Below are 23,296 nucleotides of genomic sequence, written 5' to 3'. Positions count from 1 at the left end.
GTTTAATGCAGAAACCGGGGAGCTATCCCCGGTTTTTTTATGCCGCTTATTTGCCTAACGGGCGCGGGCGGCCAATCAGATATCCCTGCAAACTGTGTACGCCAAGCTGCAATAGCAGATCGCGCTGCGCAGGCGTTTCAACAAACTCAGCCACGACGCTCAACGATTTCGCTTTCGCTAAATCAGTGATGGATTTCACAATCATCGCATCCAGGGAGTCCGTCAGAATATCTTTTACAAAACAACCGTCGATTTTAATGATGTCCGCCTTGAGGCGTTTTAGCCGTTCATAGTTTGCATAACCGGTGCCGAAATCATCAATGGCGATTTTTAGGCCGAACTTACGCAGTTGATTGATATTGTGCATACTGATTTCGGAATGAGAGAAGGCCTGTTCTTCAGTAATTTCGATGATGACCGAAGCAGGCGGGACGCCATAGCGTTTAAAAAGCTGCATAATGCGCGACGCCGTCTCTTTTTGCAGCAGCGTCAACGGCATCAAATTAACCGAAAAACGTGCCCCCTGTTCCGCTGAAGGATGCGCGGACAGCCATTGCAGGAGCGCTTCCATCACCTGCATATCAAACCGTATGCTCAGGTTAAACTGGGCGATAAGCGGAATGAACTGATTCGGCATCATGATACCGTCGTCGCACCGAAGCCGCGTCAGAATCTCGTCATACCCTTTTCCCTGCGCGTCGCGAATGGGTTGCGCATACAAAACCAGCGCGCCGCGCTCCAGCGCCTGACGGATTTTCTGCAACCGCAGCACCCGTTCCGTCGTCTGCCCGGAAGCGGCTTCAATACTCTGGGTCAGTGCAAGCACCCGACGGTGCGAACAGGATTGCTCCGCCAGCCAGCTTAATTGCCCCAACAGCGGTTGCAAGGTTTCCTGGCGACCATCGAATGTTCCCCACGATGCGCCGTATTCCATGTCCAGACCGGTATTGTTCCAGTAAATTTTGCGGTTATTAAGCACGTTGAGCATATATTGCAGGCGGGCTTCCGTCTCCGGTCCTGTCAGCACCAGCAATAATTCACTGCCCGGCAGATGGAAAATTTTCTCCTTTTCCAGCAGCAGCGGCTGCAACATGCGAAACACCTCGCGTTCGCAATGCACGCGCATCTGCATACCGTAATGACGGCTCAGAAATTCCAGGTTTTCCATGCGTAAATAACACACGCTTTGCCCGGCATCCTGTAAAAGAAACTGCTCCAGCGCACGCAGGTTAGGCAGTTGCGTCAACGGATCGGTCAATGCCTGCGAGTGCCATTGTCGATTCAACCATTCGCTACGCTGATTAATCCGCGCCATGTACAACAAACAAATACTAAAAGAAATGAGAACTGAAAGGATAAATGCCAGCGAATATTCTGAACCCACGCCCTGCAGAAAATTGCGGTTATAGCTAAGCAGGAATAGCGCAGTGAGAGCCCAACTAAAATTCAACAGCGGATAGCTGATTTTCCCCACGCCGATGGTAAATCCAATGAACAGAACTGGCACCAGATAGCCAGCAATATACTTTGTCTCGAAAGGCGTACACAGCACCGCTAATAGCGTCGCCAGAGTGGCAAACCAGAGAAGCGTAAACAGGCGTTTTTCTTTGGCGAGATAAGGAGCGACATCCCTCCGCCAGAAAATACGCATATAGTGCGGGCTGACTATCATCCGCAGCGGATAATAGAAAAAGAGGGTAAAAATAAGCGCGGCAGAAATCAGACTCAATAAATCGACAATCGAGAAAATAGCGGTGCCGGTGCCAAAGAAGGTAGAGATGGTCACCGGGAAAGCCAGGTAGTGCCCCGCCAGATGCATACTGATTTTTATACCAAACGGCGTCATTAACCCTAACCAGAAAACGCGTAGCCAGATGCCTTGGTTGGGTATTCCGTAGCGCCAGCGCGCGCCCAGCTGCCAGCGTACGATAGCGCAAACCAGCAGCACGGGAAACGTTTGGCAAAATAGCAGCACCATCGCCTGTGGCAGAGGTAAATGAAAATTCCATTCATTAGTCAACATCATTCCGCCTACCATCGGCGCGACGCCACGGCGGCCAAATAAAAACAGCACGGAAAACATGACGCAGAGCGGTAGCCAGGCCAGAAAGATATAGCTGGAATCAATTGTGGCGCGGGGAGAAATGAGACGAGATAGCAGAATAGCCGGAACGGTCAGGCAGAAGGCCAGTAAGAATATTTTTATATTTTTTAATACGTTACACTTATCCGGCATTGCTTTAATGCTCACATCATTATATAAGGCGCATGAATAATAAGTATATTCGCATTATGAAGCAATCTAACAAAAGCTCATATTGACCGCAAAAGCAGCGGCAAACAAACGCACCTGAAGAGCAGATCAGAGGCCATAAATTTTGTGACAAAAAGCAAAAACCCCCGCTTTTCAGCGAGGGTTTGAATGTTGGTGGAGCTAAGCGGGATCGAACCGCTGACCTCTTGCATGCCATGCAAGCGCTCTCCCAGCTGAGCTATAGCCCCATAGTGCTTTTACGTATACGCCAAATTTATCGGGAGTAAATTTGGTGGAGCTAAGCGGGATCGAACCGCTGACCTCTTGCATGCCATGCAAGCGCTCTCCCAGCTGAGCTATAGCCCCACTACGTAAAGCTTGTCGAGTTGACGGGCGGCATCATATGAATTCCCTCGGCATGTGTCAACGGCAAAATGAACTTGCCGAATTCAATCGCTGAAAAAGCATTCAAATAAAGGACATTGCGGCACAACTCGCATTCAGTAGTTAAACACGTCACGGTTTCGACTAAAATGGTGCTATAAAATGAACCACTAATTAACCCCACGACTATTCAGGGAATCGTTATGTTCAAGGAACGGATGACGCCAGAAGAACTCGCTAATCTCACCGGTTACAGCCGACAAACCATCAATAAATGGGTACGGAAAGAAGGCTGGGCAACATCGCCCAAACCTGGCGTCCAGGGCGGTAAAGCCCGTCTGGTTCATGTAAACGAACAGGTTCGTGAATATATCCGCAGCGCTGAACGTTCAGTTGACCATCACGCAGACACATTCACGCCTGCCAGCAACGCATCGCTTGAAGCGCTGCTCATGACGCTCGCCAAAGAGATGACCTCATCCGAGCAGAAACAGTTTACCTCTCTCCTCGTGCGTGAAGGGATTACCGGTTTGTTACAACGCTTAGGGATACGCGATAGCAAATAATATGAAAAGATTACGCAGTAAAATGACCACTGAAGAGCTGGCTGAATGCCTCGGCGTGGCCAGACAAACCGTCAATCGCTGGATCAGAGAACAACACTGGAAAACCGAAAAATTTCCCGGCGTCAAAGGCGGACGCGCAAGACTCATCCATATTGATGCCAGCGTGCGGGAGTTTATTCTCAATATTCCGGCTTTTCGCAAACTGCCTGCGTTTTATCAGGCGGAAGAGGCTTTCGCAGAATATGCGAACGCGGCGCACAGTCATGCTTATCGACAAATTATTGATGCCGTTGAAAATATGTCTGCTCAGGAACAGGAAAAACTGGCGCTGTTTTTATCGCGGGAAGGTATTCGCGGATTTCTGACGCGTTTAGGTATCAATGAGGCGGACTAACAAATAATAAACGGCAGGCGTCTGCCCTGCCGTTTATTCTGTTTCAGCTGGCGTTACTGCTGACTTTCACGCTCGGCGATAAAGCCCAGCGCTTTGTTGATGCGCTCAATGCTGCGGGTTTTACCAATCGCATGTACGGTGACATCCAGCGCAGGCGACTGCCCGGCACCGGTCACAGCCACACGCAGCGGCATCCCCACTTTACCCATCCCCACTTCCAGCTCATCCGCCGTGGCCTGAATCGCGTGGTGGACGTTTTCTGCTGACCAGTCCGTAATCGCCGACAGCTTGTCGCGCACCACTTCCAGCGGCTGACGCGCCACCGGGCGGAGGTGTTTTTTCGCCGCATCGGCGTCAAACTCGCTGAAGTCTTCATAGAAGTAGCGGCAGCTCTGCGCCATCTCTTTCAGAGTTTTGCAGCGCTCGCCCAGCAACTTCACCAGTTCAGCAAGCTGCGGGCCGTTACGGGTGTCGATATTTTCCTGCTCGATATGCCACTGCAAATGCGTCGCCACATATTCCGGCGCCAGCGTATTGATATAGTGGTGGTTCAGCCACAGCAGTTTATCGGTGTTGAACGCGCTCGCAGACTTGCTCACCGCACCGAGGGAGAACAGCTTGATCATCTCTTCGCGAGTGAAGATTTCCTGATCGCCGCTGGACCAGCCCAGACGCACCAGATAGTTCAGCAACGCTTCCGGCAGATAACCGTCATCGCGATACTGCATCACGCTCACCGCACCGTGACGTTTAGACAGCTTTTTACCGTCGTCGCCGTTAATCATCGACACATGCGCGTACATCGGCACCGGCGCGTTTAACGCTTTCAGAATGTTAATCTGGCGCGGAGTATTGTTGATATGGTCTTCGCCACGAATCACATGGGTAATTTCCATATCCCAGTCGTCCACCACCACACAGAAGTTGTAGGTTGGGGAACCGTCGGTACGACGAATGATCAGATCGTCCAGCTCCTGATTGCTGAATTCGATCGGGCCACGGATCTGATCATCAAAAATAACGGAACCGTCCTGCGGGTTGGCAAAGCGCACCACGCATGGCTCATCGTCGGCATGATGTTCGTGACTGTGACGGCAACGCCCGTCATAACGCGGCTTCTCGCCTTTCGCCATCTGATCTTCACGCAGTTGCTCCAGACGCTCTTTAGAGCAGTAGCATTTATAGGCTGTTCCCGCCTCCAGCATCTCGTCAATCACCGCGTTATAGCGATCAAAACGTTTGGTCTGGAAATATGGGCCTTCGTCCCATTCCAGGTTCAGCCAGTTCATACCATCCATGATGGCTTCAATGGCTTCCGGCGTGGAACGCTCAAGATCGGTGTCTTCAATACGCAGCACGAACTCACCGCCGTGGTGACGTGCGAAAAGCCAGGAATAAAGAGCAGTACGCGCGCCGCCGACGTGCAGATAACCTGTCGGGCTAGGCGCGAAGCGAGTTTTGATTTTCATGAAATGGCCTTACGTTTATAAAGATGCCGACAACCGGCAAATCCTGGAAAGATGAATAGCCTTGTATTCTATCACTGTGGCTTGATTCCTCAATGTTGATCCGGTCAGAACGCTGCGCTTTGCTATTTCCGTATAGAAATCATGCAGTGCGGGGTAATTCACGATCGTTTTGTTTAATTTTACGACGAACAAACAAAAACTTTAGAAAATGCGTTGACTCATTTTCAACTCTCCCTATAATGCGACTCCACACAGCGGGGGTGATTAGCTCAGCTGGGAGAGCACCTCCCTTACAAGGAGGGGGTCGGCGGTTCGATCCCGTCATCACCCACCAACTACTTTATGTAGTCTCCGCCGTGTAGATAAGAAATTGAGAAGTGGGTGATTAGCTCAGCTGGGAGAGCACCTCCCTTACAAGGAGGGGGTCGGCGGTTCGATCCCGTCATCACCCACCACTTTCTCGCCAGCTAAATTTCTTATTGTGAAGTACCGAAGTGGGTGATTAGCTCAGCTGGGAGAGCACCTCCCTTACAAGGAGGGGGTCGGCGGTTCGATCCCGTCATCACCCACCACTTCGGGTCGTTAGCTCAGTTGGTAGAGCAGTTGACTTTTAATCAATTGGTCGCAGGTTCGAATCCTGCACGACCCACCAATGTAAAAAAGCGCCCTAAAGGCGCTTTTTTGCTATCTGCGATATGGAAGATTCGAACCTGTCGCAGGTTCGGGTCTTGCCTGATGCGCTGCGCTTATCAGGCCTACAGACGACACCGCACACGTAGGCCGGATAAGACGTTAGTCGCCATCCGGCACAGACATTATACCGTCAACGCCGCCACCAGTTTCTCCAGTGCTGGCGTTGCCTGCTGCTGGTCATACACAATATACAAATCCGCCGGAATACGTTCCTCTAACGGACGGAACACCACACCCGGCCAGCTCATTTGCGCATAGCCATCAGCCATCAACGTAATCCCGATCCCCATACTGATCATCGCCAACACCGTTTGCGGCTCAACCACTTCCCGAATAATCATTGGCGAAAAGCCTGCCTGTTGGCATACACGTTGTAAAAATCCCCAATCAGAATGTACGGAAGGCAACGTAACAAAATATTCATTGCGCAACGCCGCCAACGGCACAGAATCTCTGGATGCCAGATCGTGATCTTCCGGAACTGCAACCATGAATGCAGATTCATGCAAACGTATGCTGGTAAAACCGACTGCTGGTTCGATAGCCATACGCCAGATCCCTGCATCAAGTTCCCGACGCTCTAACAACGCCATTTGCATACCGGGAGACTTTTCGCGAAAAAGTACTTCAACATTGGGATTTGCTTTCAAAAAGTGACGCATCGCAGGACGCATTCTTCCCCACAGCGCCGTACCAACCACACCCAGTTCAATGCGCCCCGCTTCACCGCGACCAATCTGCTCCACTCGCGCCAGCGCCTGATTTGCACTGGCTAACAAGCGACGTGACTCCTCCATTAAAACTTTCCCGGCATGGGTTAATGCAACGCTGCGGGAATGACGAATAAACAGCAATGTACCCAGTTGCTGTTCAAGTTCTTTGATATGGATACTCAAGGGAGGTTGTGACATATTTAACCGGGCAGCAGCCCGGCCAAAATGCAATTCTTCTGCAACAGCGAGGAAATAACGTAATAGCTTTAGATCAATACGATGGGCTCGTTCCATCACTATCGCACTCCAGGAATAAGGGATAACGTCTGGAATTTACCATATTACCTAGTAAAAAATAGATTTAACGACAAGATACCCAATATACATAAATACAATAGATAATACCCCGGGTAAAACATTTGGTGCGGGAATAGGTATACGGCATAAAGTAAAAAATGCGCCAATACCAAATCCAATACCGGAGGAGAGAATAATTTCTTTCATGCTGTGTCCTTGTTCATAAAAATGGACTGGCGAACATCCTCTCGCCAGTCAAATAAAATTAATGTGCTAATGATTTGGTCGACAGTTTTTCTGGATGGTGCTGATATTTAAAGAACAATGCAAAAATAACGGCCAATGCCAGAGCGTAGGCGGCAAAGACCAGCCAGATAGTTTGCCAATCTTTTACGCCATCAATAGAAAAATAATCCACGGCCATACCGCTTAAAAGAGACCCAATCCACGCCCCCACGCCGTTAACCATGGTCATAAATAGCCCCTGCGCGCTGGCGCGAATACTTGAGTCCACCTCCTGCTCTACAAATACTGACCCTGAGATGTTGAAGAAATCAAATGCGCAGCCATAAACAATCATCGACAGCAGCAGTAGCACAAAGCCAAACGGGGATGGATCGCCAAAGGCAAAGAAGCCGAAACGCAGCGTCCACGCCAGCATACTCATCAGCATTACCGTTTTAATACCAAAGCGTTTAAGGAAGAACGGAATGGTGAGGATAAAGCCCACTTCCGCCATCTGCGAAACTGAAAGCAAGATAGAGGGATACTTCACCACAAAGCTGTCGGCAAACTCAGGATTACGGGCAAAATCATGCAGGAACGGATTACCGAAGACATTGGTAATTTGCAGCACCGCCCCCAACATCATCGCAAACAAAAAGAAGATTGCCATGCGTGGATTTTTAAACAGAACAAAAGCATCCAGTCCGAGCTTACTGGCAAGCGTGGTGTTCGCCTTCTTCTCGGCTACCGGAATTTTCGGTAACGTCAGCGCATACAGGGCCAGCAATAACGATGCGCCAGAAGCGATGTATAATTGCGCACTGCTCAGTTCCAGCCCCATCAGGCTCACCGTCCACATCGCAACAATAAAACCTATTGTGCCGAAAACGCGCACAGGCGGAAATGACGTTACCGGATCCTGACCTGCTTTCGCCAGACAGGAGTACGAAACGCTATTGGATAATGCAATTGTTGGCATATACGCCATCGCATTCACCAACATCACCCAGAACATCGTCTGGGGATCGGTAACGGTGGTGGCGTACAATAACGCCCCCGCGCAAACCAGATGGCAAAGCATGTAGGCTCGCTCAGCGCGCAGCCATTTATCAGCAATGATCCCCATAATACCCGGCATGATAATCGCTGCCAGTCCTTTTGAGCTGTAGACCATACCGACATTCGCGCCGGTAAAATCCAGAGTGTTGATCATGTAAGAGCCCAGGGTAACCAGCCAGCTCCCCCAGATAAAATATTGCAAGAACGACATGACTTTTAAGCGGGACGTAATACCCATTTTTTATTCCTTGCCGTGAGATAAAGCCCCAATACGGGGCCGTAGTCATTGTGTTTAGGCCAGCTTACGTAAAAAGCCGCAAATCAGATTTATAAAGTTCTGCCGGGAAAGTTCAGCCGCCGCCAGCGTTTGCGCATGGGAGAGTTTTACATCGCCCAGCCCTTCCGCCAGATTGGTGATCGCTGAGACGGCAACAACTTTGAGGCCACAATGACGTGCGCTAATCACCTCAGGGACAACGGACATTCCGACCACATCGCCGCCAATAATCTGCATCATGCGGATTTCTGCCGCCGTTTCGAAGTTCGGACCCGGATAAGAAACAAATACGCCTTCAGTGAGGGTGAATCCCTCCTCTGCCGCAACGGACTGAAGCATGGCGCGATAATCTGCGTCATAAGCATTAGCCAGCGAGAAGAAGCGATCGCCATAACGATCATCGTTTGGCCCCACCATCGGCGTACCGGGCATCGTATTAATGTGATCGCTAAGCGCAACCAGGCTACCCGGCCCCACTTCCGGACGCAGAGATCCTGCCGCATTGGTGCAGAACAACACTTCACAGCCCAGTAATTTCAACGTGCGAATGGCATCGGTCATCACCGCCATTCCACGCCCTTCATAAAAATGTCCGCGGCCTTTCATACAGGCCACCGGAACCCCCGCCAGATGGCCGAGCACCAGTTCACCAGCATGGCCGTGTACGGTGCTGACGGGAAATCCCGGCAATTTCTCGTAAGAAATGGCTACCGCATCTTCGATTTGGTCCGCCAGAGCACCCAACCCGGAGCCTAAAATAAACGCAACTCGCGGGGTAAATGCCGGTTTATGTGCATGAACAATATCAACACAATACTCAGGATTATGAGAAAAAAGAGCGTGAGGCATAAGTTTCCTTGTTCTATCGGATTTAATTTGACTCCTTTTTATAACGACCATCGCCCCTTGCTGACCAATACACTTTTCACGTGTCATCAATAGCCATTTAATATCGATAAATTTAGATCGCTTCTGTATTAATACAGAGGGAAAACAGTATTGGTTTTTGCTTGCAATTCATATTAACAATATGCCGCTTTCATATTTATAAATTGCCTCTTTTTAATTAACCCATTAATAATTATCGGCATAGGGAAATATGCTATGAAAAAAATTCTTACTCTGACGCTTTCTTCTTTACTCATTATTCCCGCACTCACCCATGCGGAATTTAAAGGCGGGTTCGCCGATATCGGCCTCCATTACCTCGACTGGACATCAGACACCACGGAAAAAACCAGTAAAAAATCCCATAAAGATGATTTTGGGTACCTGGAACTGGAAGGCGGAGCGAATTTTAGCTGGGGAGAAATGTACGGGTTCTTCGACTGGGAAAATTTTTACAATGGCCGCCACGCTAAACCAGGCAGCGAACAGCGTTACACCTTTAAAAATACCAACCGTATTTATCTGGGCGATACAGGATTAAACCTCTATCTCCATGCCTACGGGACGTACGGTTCACCTCATCGCGCTAATTTCCATGATGACATGTTTCTCTATGGTTTAGGCTATAACTTCACAGGTAACGGTTACTGGTTTAAACCCTTCTTTGCCAAACGTTATACCGATCAGACCTACTACACAGGCGATAATGGTTATGTATTAGGTTGGGTGGCCGGCTATAGCTTCTCGTTGGGTAGTGAGAAATTCAGCGTAACGAACTGGAATGAGTATGAGTTTGACCGCGATGCGTCCTACGCTGCGGGCAATGGCGGGAAAGATGGCATTAATGGCGCAGTAGCGCTGTGGTGGAATGCGACTCCTCACCTGACCGCAGGAGTACAATATCGTTACGCTGATAATAAGTTAGGAGAATCCTTCCTGCAGGATGGCATTATTTACTCCATCAAATACCTGTTTTAACACACAGCCCTGTCAAAAATGGCAGGGCAAGACCGCACCTCACACACGGACAGATAGATATTTATAGCTGATACAGCGGATCTTTCGCCCTCGCGGCGGTTAATTCGCTGGCCTGGGTACGCACCACGTCCCACAACGCCTGCGCCGCCGTGGAGAGCGATCGGTTTTTTCGCCGCGCCAGCATGAGCTGCCTTTCAACTACGGGCGTCAGCCGTTTAACCTGTAAGTGGCTGCCCTGCGGGAGCGGTAACGCCAGCGCGGGCAGCACGCTGATGCCGATTCCCGCTTCCACCATTGGAAACAGCGTGGCCGGGTGACCAATCTCCTGCACGATATCCGCCTCAATAGCAAAATGGGCCAGCGCCGCATCAATCAGCGGTCGACTGCCGGAAGCATAATCCTGTAAGACCAGCGAGGCCTGTTTAAGATCCTGCCAGCTCACCCATTCCTGATGCGCCAGCGGATGATCCTGGCGACACAACAGTAAAAAAGGCTCTGATAAGATGGCTTCACACTGTAAATCCACCGCTGCGCCGGGATCGATAACGATGCCAAAATCCACTTCACCCTGGCGGATGCTCTCCAGCACCCACTGCTGCGGACGATCGTGCAATACAAAATCAATAGCGGGATAAAGTGAATTACTTTGGGCAATGCATTGCGGAATAAGATGCGCAGAAATGGTTTGGCTCGCGGCAACGCGCACGGTGCCGGTTAATTGTGTCCCTACTCTGCCTGCATCGCGCAGTATGCTGTTCAGTTCATCAAGCACCCGCTCCAGACGCGTCGCCAGTTGTTGCCCCGCCTCGGTCAGCACCACCTCACGCGTAGTGCGATCCAACAGTCTGACGCCGGTTTGCCGCTCCAGCTCTTTTACGCTATGACTGACCGCAGACTGGCTCAGTCCAATCCTGTCCCCTGCCCGACTGAAACTTTTGGCCTGGGCGACGGTAATAAAAATACGCAGTTGACGCAGTGAATAGTTCATCGACTAGATTCATATATAGATGCAATAAATCAATTTTATTTCTCAAAGCGAAAAACGCAAAATAGCTGCACCGACTTTCAGGAGTTTTTATGAAACTTTTTCGTATCCTTGACCCTTTCACGCTGACACTTATCACCGTGGTACTACTGGCCTCTTTTTTCCCGGCGGAAGGTGGCTTTGTGCCTGTCGTTGAAGGCATTACGACAGCGGCTATCGCTCTGCTGTTTTTTATGCATGGCGCGAAGCTTTCGCGTGAAGCGATCATCGCTGGCGGCAGCCACTGGCGGTTGCATCTGTGGGTCATGTGCAGCACTTTTGTGCTCTTTCCTGTCCTCGGCGTACTGTTTGCCTGGTGGGCGCCTGTCAATGTCGACCCTATGCTCTACAGCGGCTTTCTGTATCTGTGTATTTTGCCCGCCACCGTGCAGTCTGCGATTGCGTTTACTTCACTCGCGGGCGGTAACGTCGCGGCCGCGGTGTGCTCAGCGTCTGCGTCCAGCCTGCTGGGCATTTTCCTGTCGCCGCTGCTGGTCGGTCTGGTAATGAATATTCATGGCGCGCAGGGCAGTCTGGAAGAGGTGGGCAAAATTATGCTGCAACTGCTGCTGCCTTTTGTGCTGGGACACCTGTCTCGCCCGTGGATCGGCAATTGGGTCGCGCGCAACAAAAAGTGGATCGCGAAAACGGATCAGACCTCTATTCTGTTGGTGGTCTACTCGGCGTTCAGCGAAGCGGTGGTCAACGGCATCTGGCACAAAGTCGGCTGGGGATCGCTGCTGTTTATCGTCGTGGTCAGCCTCATACTGCTGGCGATCGTCATAGCCATTAACGTCTTTGTCGCCCGTAAATGCGGCTTCAATAAAGCCGACGAAATCACTATTGTCTTCTGCGGTTCGAAAAAAAGCCTGGCCAACGGGATCCCGATGGCCAATATTCTGTTTCCGACGTCAGTGCTGGGTATGATGGTATTACCGCTGATGATCTTCCACCAGATCCAACTGATGGTCTGCGCAGGGCTGGCGCGGCGCTACAAACGCCAGACCGAGAAGTTACAGACGCAGCAGGAAAGCCGCGCCGCGAAAGCTTAAAGCGGGCGTTTCAGGGGCTGTACCAGTTGCGTCAGCCCCTCGGTTTTAATCAGCAGCGTGATTTGCATCAACTCCCCCAGTTTACCCGCCGGAAATTGATCTTTACGGGCAAACCACAGCAAATACTCTTCCGGAAGGTCGATCAATCGACGTCCCTGATATTTGCCAAAGGGCATCACGGTGTTGGCGATTTCAACCAGCTGCTCTTTTTCCATCTCAGGCACCCAGTAAGCGGATCATTTCCGCTTCATCAATCACGGTAATACCCAGTTCCTGCGCTTTGGCCAGTTTGGAGCCCGCCGCTTCACCGGCAATCACCAGATCGGTTTTCTTCGATACGCTGCCTGCCACTTTCGCGCCCAGCGCCACTAAACGCGCTTTAGCGTCATCGCGAGACATCTGGCTCAGGCTACCGGTTAGTACCACGGTTTTACCGGCAAACGGGCTATCGATCTCTTGCACATTAATGACTACCGGCGCGGGCCAGTGAACCCCTTCCGCCAGTAGCTGCCCAATCACGTCACGATTACTCTCTTCGGCAAAAAAGTTAAAGACGTGCGTAGCGACCACAATCCCCACGTCAGGTACTTTCTGCAACTCGTCAATGGTGGCGGCCTGCAGCGCCTCCAGCGTACCGAAATAAGCCGCCAGCCCCGCCGCCGTCGCTTCACCCACTTCACGGATGCCCAGCGCATAGAGAAAACGCGCAAAGGTCGTCGTTTTGGATTTTTCCAGCGCGTTAACAACATTTTGCGCGGACTTTGGCCCCATTCGGTCCAGGCCGGTCAGTTTACCCGCCGTCAGACGGAACAGATCCGCTGGCGTATGGACATACTCCCTTTCCACCAGTTGGTCGATGATCTTATCGCCCATCCCGTCTACATCCATCGCCCGGCGCGACACAAAATGTTTCAGCGACTCTTTACGCTGCGCGCCGCAAATCAGCCCGCCGGTACAACGGGTAACGGCTTCGCCTTCAACGCGCTCTACGTCCGATCCGCACACCGGACAGTGCGTTGGAAACACAATCGGACGCGTCTCTTCAGGGCGTTCGGACAGAACCACGTTGACCACCTGAGGGATCACATCGCCTGCCCGACGGATAACCACCTTATCGCCAATGCGCAAGCCAAGTCGCTCAATTTCATCGGCATTATGCAACGTGGCATTGCTGACCAGCACACCAGCCACCTGAACCGGTTCCAGACGCGCCACCGGCGTAATCGCCCCGGTACGCCCGACCTGAAACTCAACGTCGCGCACAAAAGTCATCTGCTCCTGAGCAGGAAATTTAAACGCCACCGCCCAGCGCGGCGCGCGGGCCACAAAGCCCAGCAGTTCCTGCAAAGCCAGCGAGTTGACCTTAATCACCACGCCGTCGATATCAAAACCGAGCGTAGGGCGATCTTTTTCGACGTTGTGATAAAAATCCAGTACCGCCTGGGGAGAATCGCACAGCGTCACGCGATCGCTGACCGGTAACCCCCACGCTTTAAATTGCAGCAAACGTCCCAGATGCGTATCCGGCAACTCGCCGCCTTCCAGAATACCGACGCCGTAGCAGAAAAATGTTAGCGGTCGCTTCGCCGTAATACGCGGATCGAGCTGACGCAGCGAACCCGCCGCCGCGTTACGCGGGTTAGCAAACACTTTGCCGCCAGTGCGGCGCGCGTCTTCATTGATCTTTTCAAACCCGGCCTGCGGTAAAAATACCTCTCCGCGAACTTCAAGACGCGCCGGAATGTTATCGCCGTGCAGCTTTAACGGAATGGCGCGAATCGTGCGCACGTTTGAAGTGATATCTTCACCGGTGGTGCCGTCGCCACGCGTCGCAGCGCTCACCAGCACGCCGTTTTCATACAGAATGCTGACCGCCAGACCATCCAGCTTTAGCTCGCAGCACCAGATGACATTTTCCGTGCTTTTTAGACGATCCTGCACTCGCTTGTTAAACGCCAGGAAGCTTTCTTCATCAAATACGTTATCGAGCGACAGCATCGGTACTTCATGGCGAATCTGGTTGAATGCCGTCAGCGGCGCCGCGCCAACGCGCTGCGTGGGCGAATCCGGCGTGATAAGGTCCGGACGTTGCGCCTCCAGCTCTCGCAGTTCCCGCATCAGGCGGTCATATTCGGCGTCGGGAATCTCTGGCGCATCCATCACATGATACAGATATTCATGATGGCGAAGCGTGGTTCGCAGTTCTGTCAGTTGTTGTTCGATTGGTTCCATATCACACCATCAATGATAAAAAACCCCCGACAGGCGGGGGTTACGTTAAAAATGTCACACCTGCGTTAACCTCAGGCGTTAGCGTCCATCACCTCGCGGATGCGGTCCTGATATTCGCGCAGTTTCTGCGGCGTCATCATCCGACGCTGGTCATCCAGCACGACGCCACCGACCTCATCAGCGATATGCTGCGCGGATTGCAGCATCAGCTTGAAATTCTGCAGCGCATCGCCGTAAGACGGTACCTGCATAAAGATAGTGACGCCAGGCGTAGTGAAGTCCGTCATTTCAGGATCGAACGTTCCCGGATTGACCATATTCGCGAGACTGAACAAGGCCGGGCCGCTGCCGTCCGGGCTCAAATGACGATGGAAAATATTCATATCGCCAAATTTAAAGCCTGACTGCTGAATACTGTTCAGTAACACTTCACCATTAAGCTCGCTGCCATGATGGGCCGCGACGTTCATAATGATGACCGCCTCTTTACGCTGCGGTTTTTCCACAACCGGCGCTTCTTCCACTACCGGTTCCGCCTCAACCACAGGTTCCGCAGGCTGGAAGGTTTGCGCTGATGGCGGCGGCGCGGGCTGCGCAACAGGCTGCGGCGCTTGCGACGGCGGTGCAGGCTGCTGTTGCGGCGGCTGTACCGGCGGCGCAGATGGCTGAACCTGCTGAGGCTGCGGCGCAGGTTGAACCGGTTGCTGAACCGGCTGTTGCATCGGCGCTTGCGGCTGCGGCGGCGCCGCTGGACGCGGTTGCGCAGACGCATAAGGCGGCTGGTACTGGTGTTGCGGCGACTGACGAGGGGCATCATGCTCCTGCGACTGGCCGGGGGCATGATTTACGCGGTGAACACGAACTTCACCCACGCCTTCGTCTTCTTCGACATCGTCGTCATACGAGTCGTCGTCGCGTTTCGATTTCATGCGTTTTAGTGGACGATCGCGGAACATAGAAGATCGTTCTTTACGGCTGGTCCAGAAACCATGTACCAGTAAAGCGATTATGGCGATCGCGCCAACAATGATTAATATCAGACGCAAATCCTGCATCATTATATTCTCTGTTGTTCTAACACCTTGCCACCACGGCAAACATTTACTCACTAAGAGTATTTGCCGATTACGTCAAGTGCAAGTGTACTGTTGGCTTTCGCAGCATAAAGATGAAGGAAAATGTGCTTTTTGCTGTTTTTTCGAACATTTCCGAACTATCCACCGTCTGATAACCGGGTAAGATATCCCACGTTTACCCAGGGCTTTAAGAAAAAGGAGTATGTCCTGAATATGGTTTCATCATCCACAACCGTACCACGTAGCGGCGTCTATTATTTCTCGCAAGGATGGAAGTTAGTCACCCTACCGGGAATCCGCCGCTTTGTTATTTTACCTTTGCTGGTCAACATTGTGCTGATGGGCGGCGCATTTTGGTGGCTGTTTACCCAGCTTGACGCCTGGATACCTTCGTTGATGAGTCATGTGCCGGACTGGCTGCAATGGCTGAGCTATCTGCTGTGGCCGATTGCGGTTATCTCTGTTCTGCTGGTCTTTGGCTATTTTTTCTCTACCCTCGCCAACTGGATCGCCGCGCCGTTTAACGGCCTTTTAGCCGAACAGCTTGAGGCGCGGTTAACCGGCGCCACGCCGCCAGATACAGGCATACTCGGCATCATGAAAGATGTACCGCGCATTATGAAACGTGAATGGCAAAAGCTGGCGTGGTATCTGCCGCGCGCTATTGTGCTGCTGATTCTCTATTTTATTCCTGGCATTGGCCAAACCATCGCGCCGGTGCTGTGGTTTTTGTTCAGCGCCTGGATGCTGGCGATTCAGTATTGCGACTATCCGTTTGATAACCACAAAGTGCCGTTTAAAACGATGCGCGCCGCGTTGCGCACGCAGAAGGTGGCGAATATGCAATTTGGCGCGCTCACCAGCCTCTTTACGATGATTCCGGTGCTTAACCTGTTCATTATGCCTGTCGCCGTCTGTGGCGCGACGGCAATGTGGGTTGATTGCTGGCGTGCTAAGCACGCGTTATGGAAATAACGTAAAAATGTATAAATAAGAGATGGCTTATGCTGTCTCTTATTCCATACTGATAACCATTATTTCCCATCAGCATATAGATATGCGAAATCCTTACTTCCCCATATCTGGCTGGAAGGTATGCTGGGAAGGTATCCCAATTTCATACAGTTAAGGACAGGCCATGAGTAAGATTTATGAAGATAACTCGCTGACTATCGGTCATACGCCGCTGGTTCGACTGAACCGTATCGGTAATGGACGCATTCTGGCAAAGGTGGAGTCGCGCAACCCGAGCTTCAGCGTCAAGTGCCGTATCGGCGCCAACATGATTTGGGATGCCGAAAAGCGTGGCGTACTGAAACCTGGCGTGGAACTGGTGGAGCCGACCAGCGGCAACACCGGTATTGCGCTGGCGTATGTCGCCGCCGCGCGCGGTTACAAACTCACCCTGACCATGCCGGAAACCATGAGCATTGAACGCCGCAAGCTACTCAAAGCATTAGGCGCGAATCTGGTGCTGACCGAAGGGGCGAAAGGGATGAAAGGCGCTATTCAGAAAGCCGAAGAAATTGTCGCCAGCGATCCGCAAAAATATCTCCTGCTCCAGCAGTTCAGCAACCCTGCCAACCCGGAAATCCATGAAAAAACCACCGGCCCGGAAATCTGGGAAGACACCGATGGTCAGGTGGATGTGTTTATCTCCGGCGTCGGCACTGGCGGTACGTTAACCGGCGTCACGCGTTATATCAAAGGGACGAAGGGTAAAACCGATCTTATCACCGTTGCGGTAGAACCCACTGACTCCCCGGTTATTGCCCAGGCGCTGGCTGGTGAAGAGATCAAACCAGGCCCGCATAAAATTCAGGGTATCGGCGCAGGCTTCATCCCGGGCAACCTGGATCTGAAACTGATTGATAAAGTGGTTGGCATCACCAATGAAGAAGCTATTTCTACCGCGCGCCGTCTGATGGAAGAGGAAGGTATTCTGGCAGGAATTTCTTCCGGCGCCGCGGTTGCTGCAGCGCTTAAGCTGCAGGAAGATGAAAGCTTTACCAATAAGAATATTGTGGTTATCCTACCTTCATCAGGTGAGCGTTATCTGAGCACCGCGTTGTTCGCCGATCTCTTTACTGAGAAAGAACTGCAACAGTGATGCCAGCATGTTAAAAACGCGTAAAAAAGCACCTTTTTGGGTGCTTTTTTGTGGCCTGCTTCAAACTTTCACCTCACCTGGCATTGATTCACCCTGCCGGAACTGGTATTTAACCAGACTAATTATTTTGATGCGCGAAATTAATCGTTACAGGAAAAGCGTTAGCTGAATCGATTTTATGATTTGGTTCAAATCTTCCTTTCGCGGCATAATGTTTAATGACGAGCGAAACGTCAGCGGCCATAAGTTGCCAGCAACGGATTGCGTAGAACACCTTTTGTGTCGCGTCCCGTTTACGCCGGCGCTAACAATACAGGCTAAAGTTGAGCCGCCAGGCTAGACTTTAGTTCCACAACACTAAACCTATAAGTTGGGGAAATACAATGTTCCAGCAAGAAGTTACCATTACCGCTCCGAACGGTCTGCACACCCGCCCTGCTGCTCAGTTTGTTAAAGAAGCAAAAGGCTTCACTTCTGAGATTACTGTGACTTCCAACGGCAAAAGCGCCAGCGCGAAAAGCCTGTTTAAACTGCAGACTCTGGGCCTGACTCAAGGCACCGTCGTCACCATCTCCGCAGAAGGTGAAGATGAGCAGAAAGCGGTTGAACATCTGGTCAAACTGATGGCGGAACTCGAGTAAGTTTTTTTCCGGGTTCTTTTAAAAATCAGTCACAAGTAAGGTAGGGTTATGATTTCAGGCATTTTAGCATCCCCGGGTATCGCTTTCGGCAAAGCACTGCTGCTGAAAGAAGACGAAATCGTCATTGACCGGAAAAAAATTTCTGCCGACAAGGTTGATCAGGAAGTTGAACGTTTTCTGAGCGGTCGTGCCAAGGCATCTGCGCAACTGGAAGCGATCAAGACAAAAGCTGGTGAAACGTTCGGTGAAGAAAAAGAAGCCATCTTTGAAGGGCATATTATGCTGCTCGAAGATGAGGAGCTGGAGCAGGAAATCATAGCCCTGATTAAAGATAAGCACATGACGGCTGACGCAGCCGCACATGAAGTTATCGAAGGTCAGGCCACTGCCCTGGAAGAACTGGATGACGAATACCTGAAAGAGCGTGCGGCTGACGTACGTGATATTGGTAAGCGCCTGCTGCGCAACATCCTGGGTCTGGCCATTATCGATCTGAGCGCGATTCAGGAAGAAGTTATCCTGGTTGCCGCTGACCTGACGCCGTCAGAAACCGCGCAGCTGAACCTGCAGAAAGTGCTGGGCTTCATCACCGACGCGGGCGGACGCACGTCTCATACCTCCATCATGGCGCGTTCTCTGGAACTGCCGGCGATCGTAGGTACCGGTAGCGTCACCGCTCAGGTGAAAAACGGCGATTATCTGATTCTGGATGCCGTAAACAACCAGGTTTACGTCAACCCGACCAACGATGTTATTGAGCAACTGCGCGCCGTCCAGGAGCAGGTTGCGACCGAGAAAGCGGAACTGGCTAAACTGAAAGATCTGCCGGCAATCACGCTGGATGGACATCAGGTTGAAGTTTGCGCCAACATCGGTACCGTTCGTGACGTTGAAGGCGCTGAGCGCAACGGCGCGGAAGGCGTTGGTCTGTATCGTACTGAATTCCTGTTCATGGATCGCGACGCGCTGCCGACGGAAGAAGAGCAGTTTGCCGCCTATAAAGCGGTCGCTGAAGCGTGCGGCTCGCAGGCGGTTATCGTCCGTACCATGGACATTGGCGGCGACAAAGAGCTGCCGTACATGAACTTCCCGAAAGAAGAGAACCCGTTCCTGGGCTGGCGCGCCGTGCGTATCGCCATGGATCGCAAAGAGATCCTGCGTGACCAGGTTCGCGCGATTCTGCGTGCCTCCGCTTTCGGTAAATTGCGCATTATGTTCCCGATGATCATCTCTGTTGAAGAAGTTCGCGCGCTGCGCAAAGAGATTGAAATCTACAAACAGGAACTGCGTGACGAAGGTAAAGCATTTGACGAAAGCATTGAGATTGGCGTGATGGTGGAAACACCGGCTGCGGCGACAATTGCGCGTCATTTAGCCAAAGAAGTTGATTTCTTTAGTATCGGCACCAATGATTTAACGCAGTACACCCTGGCAGTTGACCGTGGTAATGATATGATTTCACACCTTTACCAGCCAATGTCACCGTCCGTACTGAACTTGATCAAGCAAGTTATTGATGCTTCTCATGCAGAAGGTAAATGGACTGGCATGTGTGGTGAGCTTGCAGGCGACGAACGTGCTACACTTCTGTTGCTGGGGATGGGTCTGGACGAATTCTCTATGAGCGCCATTTCTATCCCGCGCATTAAGAAGATTATCCGTAACACGAACTTCGAAGATGCGAAGGTGTTAGCAGAGCAGGCTCTTGCTCAACCGACAACGGACGAGTTAATGACGCTGGTTAACAAGTTCATTGAAGAAAAAACAATCTGCTAATCCACGAGATGCGGCCCAATTTACTGCTTAGGAGAAGATCATGGGTTTGTTCGATAAACTAAAATCTCTGGTTTCTGATGATAAGAAAGACACCGGAACTATTGAGATTGTTGCCCCGCTCTCTGGCGAGATCGTCAACATCGAAGACGTGCCGGATGTAGTTTTTGCTGAAAAAATCGTTGGTGATGGCATCGCTATCAAACCAACCGGTAACAAAATGGTCGCCCCTGTTGACGGTACCATCGGCAAAATCTTTGAAACCAACCATGCGTTCTCTATCGAATCCGATAGCGGCATTGAGCTGTTCGTTCACTTCGGTATCGACACCGTTGAGCTGAAAGGCGAAGGCTTCAAGCGTATTGCTGAAGAAGGTCAGCGCGTGAAAGTTGGCGATCCGGTCATCGAGTTCGATCTGCCGTTGCTGGAAGAAAAAGCCAAGTCTACCCTGACTCCGGTTGTTATCTCCAACATGGATGAAATCAAAGAACTGATCAAACTGTCCGGTAGCGTGACCGTGGGTGAAACTCCGGTTATCCGCATTAAGAAGTAATTCTTGCCGCAGTGAAGAATGGCGCCTTTGGGCGCCATTTTTTTGCCTGTACTTGCGCCGCCATCCGGCGATGGTGCAGTGCACTGCCTGATGGCGCTACGCTTATCAGGCCTACAAGGTTGCGAACATTTCAGCGCCAATCCACGGGTTACAACTGCGAGGTCACCGGGCGAAAGCACTTCTCGCGCATCAGGATCTTCATCCCATCCGGGCCACTCTCCAGCATCCTGCGTTCGGAATCGGACACTTGCAGCTCGCACTGATAGCCGCCAGTGATGCCAAACATCGCTCGCGCCACGCAGATATCTTCCAGCGCGTCCAGCCCGCTCGTTTCAAAATGCCCCACGATACGTCCCTGCTGGCGAACCACCAGCCGATAACTCTTCATCGCGCCTCCCCTGCCGGCGGCAGAATTAACTCATCACAGCCACACTGCTGTGTCCAGGTCATCACCTCCAGCACGCGCTGCGCCGCATCTTTTGCCGCGGTCGTCAGTTTTTTCCCCTGCACAATACCGCTGACCAGCTCGGCGCAGAAGAGATCTCCCGTCCCTTTTAACTCCGTCGCCACCCGCGGATGGGCAAAGACCTCCACGACCTGCGCAGTAACGACCGCAACCGTTATGGTCTCCAGAGACTCGCCCGGCGCGCTGGTGATAACCACCCATTTCAACGTATCGGAAAGCAGCGATTGCGCCGCCGCCACCGCCTCTTCCAGCGTGCGGCACGGTTTACCACTCAGCATCTCCAGCTCAAATACGTTCGGCGTTAGCCCCTGCGCCTGCGGCAACAAATGCGTGCGATAAGCCTGCGGAATTTCCGCCTGCACATACATTCCACTGTCGGTATCGCCAATGACCGGATCAACAAGAATACACACCTCCGGATGCGAAGCCCGGATCGCCATTAGCCACTTCGAAAGCAAGACAATTTGGTCTGCGCTGCCCATGTAACCGGTGGTAATCGCTTTTAATTCACGTAGCGCATCGCGCTCATTCAACGCCGTAAGGTAGCCTGCAAACCACTCGGCGGGAATAATGCCGCCATAAAAGGTTTTATAGTGCGGCGTATTGCTGAATAGCACCGTCGGGACCGCCGTCACGCGTAGTCCCTGCGCTTTAATGGCCGGAACAGCGATACTGTTGCCTACGCTGCCGTACACGACCTGTGACTGGACGGCGACGATATCGGTCTGTAATGCCCGATGGTTGTCGTCGAAGAGCACTGACTGAATATCACTCTCTTGTCCCATAAAATTTTCCTCTCGCTGGACAGCAGGCTACCGCCTCATTATCATTGTCATATGCTAAAATTCATTTTGTCATAGGTCAATAATGATCGACGGAAAAACCGCTAACGAAATTTTTGACAGTATCCGTCAACACATTATCGCCGGCACGTTACGGGCGGAGGATTCGCTCCCGCCGGTACGGGAGCTGGCAAGCGAATTAAAGGTGAACCGCAATACCGTCGCAGCGGCGTATAAACGGCTGATAACGGCGGGACTGGCGCAAAGTTTAGGCCGCAATGGGACGGTGATTAAAGGCAGTCCGTCTCCCGTAGCGCTGGAAGGCGGCGATCCACATACGCCTCTGCACGACCTTTCCGGCGGCAATCCCGATCCGCAGCGTCTGCCTGACCTTAGCCGTTATTTTGCCCGTCTCAGCCGCACGCCGCATCTCTACGGCGATGCGCCCGTTTCCCCTGAACTACACGCCTGGGCGGCGCGCTGGCTACGGGATGCCACCCCCGTCGCAGGCGAAATTGATATCACCAGCGGAGCTATCGACGCCATTGAAAGACTGCTTTGCGCGCATCTGCTGCCGGGCGACAGCGTCGCGGTGGAAGATCCCTGTTTTTTAAGCAGTATCAATATGCTGCGCTATGCCGGTTTTAGCGCCAGCCCGGTCAGTGTGGATAGCGAAGGAATGCAGCCTGAAAAGCTGGAACGGGCGCTAAATCAGGGCGCGCGGGCAGTGATCTTAACGCCGCGCGCGCACAACCCTACCGGCTGTAGCCTGAGCGCTCGCCGTGCCGCTGCGCTGCAAAATATGCTGGCGCGTTACCCTCAGGTAGTGGTCATTATCGACGATCACTTCGCCCTGCTTTCTTCGTCGCCCTGGCAGCCGGTTATTGCGCAGACAACGCAACACTGGGCGGTGATACGCTCCGTTTCCAAAACCCTCGGCCCCGATTTACGTCTTGCTATTGTCGCCAGCGACAGCGCGACCTCGGCAAAACTTCGGCTGCGGCTAAATGCCGGTAGTCAGTGGGTCAGCCATCTGTTACAGGATCTGGTCTACGCCTGCCTGACCGACCCTGAGTATCAGCACAGGCTGACGCAAACGCGGCTGTTTTACGCCGCCCGGCAACAAAAACTGGCCCGCGCCCTACAGCAATATGGCATCGCCATTTCTCCCGGCGACGGCGTGAATGCCTGGCTCCCACTGGACACCCATAGCCAGGCTACCGCGTTTACGTTGGCAAAATCCGGCTGGCTGGTACGTGAGGGAGAAGCCTTTGGCGTAAGCGCGCCGTCTCACGGTCTACGTATCACGCTGTCGACATTAAATGACAGCGAGATCAACACGCTGGCGGCTGATATCCATCAGGCGCTAAATCGCTAACAGGAGAAAATA

At 52.1% G+C, this 23,296-nt stretch carries 22 protein-coding genes and 6 tRNA genes; 14 read left to right on the top strand and 14 right to left on the bottom strand.

Annotation, left to right across the window (positions count from 1 at the left end; translation table 11 throughout):
* Positions 1 to 46: 46 nt before the first annotated feature.
* The 3 genes from QEN31_RS07005 to QEN31_RS06995 all read right to left on the bottom strand — a co-directional run bounded on the left by QEN31_RS07005 (position 47) and on the right by QEN31_RS06995 (position 2,620).
* Positions 47 to 2,236, bottom strand: coding sequence for an EAL domain-containing protein (locus QEN31_RS07005; protein WP_001112946.1), 2,190 nt, complete (start codon positions 2,234 to 2,236; stop codon positions 47 to 49).
* A 190-nt stretch (positions 2,237 to 2,426) separates the two neighbouring features.
* Positions 2,427 to 2,502, bottom strand: a tRNA-Ala gene (locus tag QEN31_RS07000).
* 42 nt (positions 2,503 to 2,544) lie between these two features.
* Positions 2,545 to 2,620 (bottom strand) — tRNA-Ala (locus QEN31_RS06995).
* 221 nt (positions 2,621 to 2,841) lie between these two features.
* On the opposite strand from QEN31_RS06995, the gene QEN31_RS06990 reads away from it, so the two are divergent.
* Complete coding sequence (locus QEN31_RS06990) at positions 2,842 to 3,204, top strand: MerR family transcriptional regulator (RefSeq protein WP_000472034.1); 363 nt, start codon at positions 2,842 to 2,844, stop codon at positions 3,202 to 3,204.
* Between the two features lies 1 nt (position 3,205).
* Positions 3,206 to 3,598, top strand: a complete 393-nt coding sequence (locus QEN31_RS06985) for a MerR family transcriptional regulator (protein WP_000826514.1) — start codon at positions 3,206 to 3,208, stop codon at positions 3,596 to 3,598.
* 53 nt (positions 3,599 to 3,651) lie between these two features.
* Here the strand turns inward: QEN31_RS06985 and gltX are convergent, their stop codons facing one another.
* Positions 3,652 to 5,067: a glutamate--tRNA ligase gene (gltX, locus tag QEN31_RS06980; protein WP_000695623.1), complete on the bottom strand. Its 1,416-nt coding sequence runs from the start codon at positions 5,065 to 5,067 to the stop codon at positions 3,652 to 3,654.
* Positions 5,068 to 5,325: 258 nt separating this feature from the next.
* Here gltX and QEN31_RS06975 point away from each other — a divergent pair.
* The 4 genes from QEN31_RS06975 to QEN31_RS06960 all read left to right on the top strand — a co-directional run bounded on the left by QEN31_RS06975 (position 5,326) and on the right by QEN31_RS06960 (position 5,719).
* Positions 5,326 to 5,401 (top strand) — tRNA-Val (locus tag QEN31_RS06975).
* Between the two features lie 45 nt (positions 5,402 to 5,446).
* Positions 5,447 to 5,522 (top strand) — tRNA-Val (locus QEN31_RS06970).
* Positions 5,523 to 5,563: 41 nt separating this feature from the next.
* Positions 5,564 to 5,639: transfer RNA gene (locus tag QEN31_RS06965), tRNA-Val, on the top strand.
* A 4-nt stretch (positions 5,640 to 5,643) separates the two neighbouring features.
* Positions 5,644 to 5,719, top strand: a tRNA-Lys gene (locus QEN31_RS06960).
* A 163-nt stretch (positions 5,720 to 5,882) separates the two neighbouring features.
* On the opposite strand, the gene QEN31_RS06955 is transcribed toward QEN31_RS06960, so the two are convergent.
* The 4 genes from QEN31_RS06955 to xapA are packed head-to-tail and all read right to left on the bottom strand — an operon-like array spanning position 5,883 to position 9,180.
* A complete protein-coding gene (locus tag QEN31_RS06955; RefSeq protein WP_000438890.1) occupies positions 5,883 to 6,767 on the bottom strand; it encodes a LysR family transcriptional regulator in 885 nt (294 codons plus the stop codon).
* A 51-nt stretch (positions 6,768 to 6,818) separates the two neighbouring features.
* Positions 6,819 to 6,977 carry a XapX domain-containing protein gene (locus QEN31_RS06950; protein ID WP_000658727.1) on the bottom strand — a complete coding sequence of 53 codons (159 nt, stop codon included), beginning with the start codon at positions 6,975 to 6,977 and terminating at the stop codon, positions 6,819 to 6,821.
* 58 nt (positions 6,978 to 7,035) lie between these two features.
* Complete coding sequence (locus tag QEN31_RS06945) at positions 7,036 to 8,292, bottom strand: nucleoside permease (protein ID WP_000513241.1); 1,257 nt, start codon at positions 8,290 to 8,292, stop codon at positions 7,036 to 7,038.
* A gap of 54 nt (positions 8,293 to 8,346) precedes the next feature.
* Complete coding sequence (gene xapA / locus QEN31_RS06940) at positions 8,347 to 9,180, bottom strand: xanthosine phosphorylase (RefSeq protein ID WP_001119761.1); 834 nt, start codon at positions 9,178 to 9,180, stop codon at positions 8,347 to 8,349.
* Between the two features lie 255 nt (positions 9,181 to 9,435).
* Here xapA and QEN31_RS06935 point away from each other — a divergent pair, with 255 nt between their 5' ends.
* The gene (locus QEN31_RS06935) at positions 9,436 to 10,197 is read left to right on the top strand and encodes an outer membrane protein (protein WP_000722926.1); all 762 of its coding nucleotides are present in this window, start codon (positions 9,436 to 9,438) and stop codon (positions 10,195 to 10,197) included.
* Between the two features lie 61 nt (positions 10,198 to 10,258).
* Here QEN31_RS06935 and QEN31_RS06930 read toward each other — a convergent pair whose 3' ends face one another.
* Positions 10,259 to 11,185 (bottom strand): LysR family transcriptional regulator, encoded by a 927-nt coding sequence (locus QEN31_RS06930; protein ID WP_001109831.1) that lies wholly within the window; start codon positions 11,183 to 11,185, stop codon positions 10,259 to 10,261.
* Between the two features lie 89 nt (positions 11,186 to 11,274).
* On the opposite strand from QEN31_RS06930, the gene QEN31_RS06925 reads away from it, so the two are divergent.
* Positions 11,275 to 12,273 carry a bile acid:sodium symporter family protein gene (locus tag QEN31_RS06925; protein WP_099949630.1) on the top strand — a complete coding sequence of 333 codons (999 nt, stop codon included), beginning with the start codon at positions 11,275 to 11,277 and terminating at the stop codon, positions 12,271 to 12,273.
* Here QEN31_RS06925 and QEN31_RS06920 read toward each other — a convergent pair.
* From QEN31_RS06920 to zipA, 3 genes are all read right to left on the bottom strand, one after another.
* Positions 12,270 to 12,488, bottom strand: coding sequence for a DUF3820 family protein (locus QEN31_RS06920; protein ID WP_001519708.1), 219 nt, complete (start codon positions 12,486 to 12,488; stop codon positions 12,270 to 12,272). The genes QEN31_RS06925 and QEN31_RS06920 overlap by 4 nt on opposite strands.
* 1 nt (position 12,489) lies before the next feature.
* Positions 12,490 to 14,505, bottom strand: a complete 2,016-nt coding sequence (ligA, locus tag QEN31_RS06915) for an NAD-dependent DNA ligase LigA (protein ID WP_000433266.1) — start codon at positions 14,503 to 14,505, stop codon at positions 12,490 to 12,492.
* Positions 14,506 to 14,576: 71 nt separating this feature from the next.
* Entirely contained in the window at positions 14,577 to 15,563 is a 987-nt protein-coding gene (gene zipA / locus QEN31_RS06910; protein WP_000983126.1) for a cell division protein ZipA, read from the bottom strand.
* Positions 15,564 to 15,794: 231 nt separating this feature from the next.
* On the opposite strand from zipA, the gene cysZ reads away from it, so the two are divergent.
* The 5 genes from cysZ (at position 15,795) to crr (ending at position 20,658) form a co-directional block, all read left to right on the top strand.
* The gene (gene cysZ / locus QEN31_RS06905) at positions 15,795 to 16,556 is read left to right on the top strand and encodes a sulfate transporter CysZ (RefSeq protein ID WP_000255006.1); all 762 of its coding nucleotides are present in this window, start codon (positions 15,795 to 15,797) and stop codon (positions 16,554 to 16,556) included.
* A gap of 163 nt (positions 16,557 to 16,719) precedes the next feature.
* On the top strand, positions 16,720 to 17,691 hold the full coding sequence (cysK, locus tag QEN31_RS06900) for a cysteine synthase A (RefSeq protein ID WP_000036904.1): 972 nt from the start codon (positions 16,720 to 16,722) through the stop codon (positions 17,689 to 17,691).
* 383 nt (positions 17,692 to 18,074) lie between these two features.
* The gene (gene ptsH, locus QEN31_RS06895) at positions 18,075 to 18,332 is read left to right on the top strand and encodes a phosphocarrier protein Hpr (RefSeq protein ID WP_000487600.1); all 258 of its coding nucleotides are present in this window, start codon (positions 18,075 to 18,077) and stop codon (positions 18,330 to 18,332) included.
* Positions 18,333 to 18,380: 48 nt separating this feature from the next.
* The gene (gene ptsI / locus QEN31_RS06890) at positions 18,381 to 20,108 is read left to right on the top strand and encodes a phosphoenolpyruvate-protein phosphotransferase PtsI (RefSeq protein WP_000623114.1); all 1,728 of its coding nucleotides are present in this window, start codon (positions 18,381 to 18,383) and stop codon (positions 20,106 to 20,108) included.
* Positions 20,109 to 20,148: 40 nt separating this feature from the next.
* Positions 20,149 to 20,658 carry a PTS glucose transporter subunit IIA gene (gene crr / locus QEN31_RS06885; protein WP_000522253.1) on the top strand — a complete coding sequence of 170 codons (510 nt, stop codon included), beginning with the start codon at positions 20,149 to 20,151 and terminating at the stop codon, positions 20,656 to 20,658.
* Between the two features lie 148 nt (positions 20,659 to 20,806).
* Here the strand turns inward: crr and QEN31_RS06880 are convergent, their stop codons facing one another.
* Positions 20,807 to 21,046 (bottom strand): hypothetical protein, encoded by a 240-nt coding sequence (locus tag QEN31_RS06880; RefSeq protein WP_000844541.1) that lies wholly within the window; start codon positions 21,044 to 21,046, stop codon positions 20,807 to 20,809.
* Positions 21,043 to 21,909, bottom strand: a complete 867-nt coding sequence (gene pdxK, locus QEN31_RS06875; RefSeq protein WP_000529613.1) for a pyridoxine/pyridoxal/pyridoxamine kinase — start codon at positions 21,907 to 21,909, stop codon at positions 21,043 to 21,045. The genes QEN31_RS06880 and pdxK overlap by 4 nt, the downstream gene beginning before the upstream one ends.
* An 82-nt stretch (positions 21,910 to 21,991) precedes the next feature.
* On the opposite strand from pdxK, the gene ptsJ reads away from it, so the two are divergent.
* Positions 21,992 to 23,284: a MocR-like B6 salvage transcription factor PtsJ gene (ptsJ, locus tag QEN31_RS06870; protein ID WP_000565119.1), complete on the top strand. Its 1,293-nt coding sequence runs from the start codon at positions 21,992 to 21,994 to the stop codon at positions 23,282 to 23,284.
* Positions 23,285 to 23,296: the final 12 nt, after the last annotated feature.

Origin of the sequence: Salmonella sp. SA15303, from assembly GCF_029962125.1 — a bacterium.
GTDB classification, from domain to species: domain Bacteria; phylum Pseudomonadota; class Gammaproteobacteria; order Enterobacterales; family Enterobacteriaceae; genus Salmonella; species Salmonella enterica.
This window is presented reverse-complemented; position numbering and strand designations above follow the sequence as displayed.